Consider the following 2,740-nt stretch of genomic DNA (forward strand, 5'->3'; position numbering starts at 1 on the left):
CCCCGGGGGGGTCCCCCCCTTGGTCCCCACTGCCCGGCCCGGTGTCCCCCCGGGGGGGGGGGGGGGGGGGGCGCGGCCCCGGGGGGGGGGGCCCCCCCCCCCCGGCACGGGGGGAGGAAAGAACAGCTACAGGTTCCCGAACGTGTCGTACCTGATGTGGGCCGGCGGGACCTCGTCCTCCGCGAGCGCCCGCAGGGTGGCCCGGACCATCCGGGCCGAACCGGAGACGTAACAGTCGTGGTCGGTCCACGGCCCGAACCGGGACAGCACGTCCGAGACCAACCCCTGCTCGCCGTCGAAGTCGGTCCCCTCGCTGCACGCCGCAGTGACCGACAACCACTGATGCTCGGCGACCAGCTTCTGCAGGCCGGGCAGGGCGTAGAGCTCCTCCGGGCGGCGAGCGCCGTAGAAGACGTGCACCCAGCGGGTCCGGTTGTGCGCTGCCAACTCCTCGACCAGCGCCTTCACCGGCGCCACCCCGACCCCGCCGGCCACCGCCACGATGTCCCGCGTGGACGCACCGTCCACCGTCATCGAACCCATCGGGGCGGCGATCCGGAGCAGGTCACCCGGCTTCGTCCGGCGGACCAGCGCCCCCGACACCCAGCCCGCCCCGGTCGGCGTACGCACGTGGAACTCCAGGACGTTCTCCTCGTTCGGCGCGTTCGCCACCGAGTACGTCCGCCACACCCGGGGCAGGTGCCGGGGCACCTCGACACTGACGTACTGGCCCGCCTTCCAGGGCAGCGGGAACTGCAACGCCCGGCAGGTCAGGACGGCCGTGTCCGGGCCGATCCGGTCGTGGGTCAACACCTCGGCGTGCCAGAACGGCGGATTCGGGTCCCCCTCCGCCCCGGCCATCATCTTCGCCGAGATCGCCGCGTACGCGTCCCGCCAGGCCTGGTCGAACTCCAGGTTCCAGTCGTCCCCGGCGGTGGTCCGCAACGCGTCGAGCAGGGCGACCCCCATCGTCGCGTAGTGGGCCGCGTCGACGTGGTACTTGCGGTGGTCCCGACCGAGTGCGCGCAGGTACTCGTCGAAGGACTCCGGATCGTCGACCGTCTGACTGGCGGTGATCACCGCGTCCAGGAGCCGGTCACCCTGCCCGGACATCTCCGCCGGGAACAGCTTGCGCAGTTCGGGGTCGAGGAGGAAGAGCCGAGCGTAGAAGTAACCACTCAGTCGATCCCGGTCGGGCTCGACCAGGATCCAACTCTCCTTCAGCAGCCGCGCGAAGTGCTCCACTGGCACGCTCCCTCGGGTGACCGGCGTTCGGGTTCACCAAGGATGCGTACGGAGCGTGTGCGTGGGTCGCACAGAATGTGCGATCAGCTCACAGAGTGATCCCGCCCTGCCCTCCCGACCTGGTCGTCGGCCCCGGACGGCACCGCAGACCCTGTCGTACGGCACAGTGGTGCGGTGACGGTCGACCTCACCCGCCAGCTGTCCCGCCGGACCCTCGGCACCGAGACCGTGCTGATCCTCGGGCTCACCCTCGGCCAGTCGGCCGTGTACGCGGTGGTCTCCATCATCGCCAAGCTGACCGCCGAGGGAGGGCTCTCCCAGCAGACCGCAGCCCTGAACACCACCGCGTCACCCCGGCCCTACCTGGACCTGACGTACCAACTGCTCGGGATCGCGTTCGCGCTGCTGCCGGTCCTGTTCGCCGTACACCTGGTGAACCGGGACCCCGGCGACGCCCTGCGGACCCTCGGCCTGGACGCCCGCCGACCCGGGTCGGACCTGGCACGGGGGGCCGGGCTGGCGGCGCTTATGGGCCTCCCCGGACTGGTGCTGTTCTGGGCGGCCGCGCAGCTCGGCCTCAACGCCACACTGGTCCCGGCGGCGCTGCGCGACTACTGGTGGGCGGTGCCGGTGCTGATCCTCGCCGCAGTGAAGAACGCGGTCCTGGAAGAGGTGATCGTGGTCGGCTACCTGGTCACCCGGCTGCGGCAGCTCCAGTGGCGGTTCTGGACGATCATCGCCACCAGCGCCGTCCTGCGCGGTTCCTACCACCTCTACCAGGGATTCGGGGCGTTCGTCGGCAACGTGGTGATGGGGGTGGTCTTCACCTACTTCTTCATGCGTACCCGACGGGTGATGCCACTGGTCGTCGCGCACACCCTCATCGACATCGTGGCCTTCGTCGGCTACGCCCTGCTCCCCCGGGAGTGGTTCGACTGGCTCTGACCGGTCGGTCGGTGCGAGGGTCGGTACTGGGCGAGGGCTCGGGCAGCCACCCGGTCCGTCGCGGCGTGCCCTCCGGCCGCCGCCGCCAGCGCCGACGCCCCCGGCAGCAGTCGTGCCACGAGGCGGACCGGTAGCCGACCACCGCCGACCAGCGGCTCCACCAGCCGGCACACCGACGCCACCACCGGCGACCAGGCGACGACCCCGGTCCCCGGCACCCCGCTCTCCTCCCCCGTCGCCTCCGTGGCGGCCTCCAGCGCCGTCCGCGCGGCGACCGGGTCCGGGTGGATTCCGGTCGACACCAGCAGCTCGACCGCCCGGTCCGGGTGCCCGGGATCCCGGCCGTACGCCGCCGCCAGGTGCAGGACCAACTCCGCCTGCGCCCAGAGCACCGCCGCCGACTCCACCACCGGTGCGAGCAGGCCGGTCGCCGTCGCCGCCGCACCGCCCACTCCCGCCCGCCGCCCGAACCGTCGTACGGCAAGCCGCGCCAGACCCGCCGCGTCAGCCTCCGGATACCGCGCCCGCAGCCCGTCGGCCCAGGCCCGGG

Annotated in this window: 2 protein-coding genes and 1 pseudogene; 1 reads left to right on the forward strand and 2 read right to left on the reverse strand. The window is 72.4% G+C overall.

Annotated features, from left to right (window positions below; all coding sequences use genetic code 11):
- Window positions 1–126: 126 nt before the first annotated feature.
- Window positions 127–1,245: a globin domain-containing protein gene (locus ABT336_RS27110; RefSeq protein ID WP_350900396.1), complete on the reverse strand. Its 1,119-nt coding sequence runs from the start codon at window positions 1,243–1,245 to the stop codon at window positions 127–129.
- A gap of 174 nt (window positions 1,246–1,419) precedes the next feature.
- Between ABT336_RS27110 and ABT336_RS27115 the strand changes: the two genes are divergently transcribed.
- Window positions 1,420–2,190 carry a CPBP family intramembrane glutamic endopeptidase gene (locus ABT336_RS27115; protein ID WP_350900398.1) on the forward strand — a complete coding sequence of 257 codons (771 nt, stop codon included), beginning with the start codon at window positions 1,420–1,422 and terminating at the stop codon, window positions 2,188–2,190.
- Here ABT336_RS27115 and ABT336_RS27120 read toward each other — a convergent pair.
- Window positions 2,151–2,740: pseudogene (locus tag ABT336_RS27120) on the reverse strand (hypothetical protein); the annotation flags it as partial. The gene ABT336_RS27115 and the pseudogene ABT336_RS27120 overlap by 40 nt on opposite strands.

The organism is Micromonospora sp. NPDC000207, assembly GCF_040300925.1.
GTDB lineage: Bacteria > Actinomycetota > Actinomycetes > Mycobacteriales > Micromonosporaceae > Micromonospora.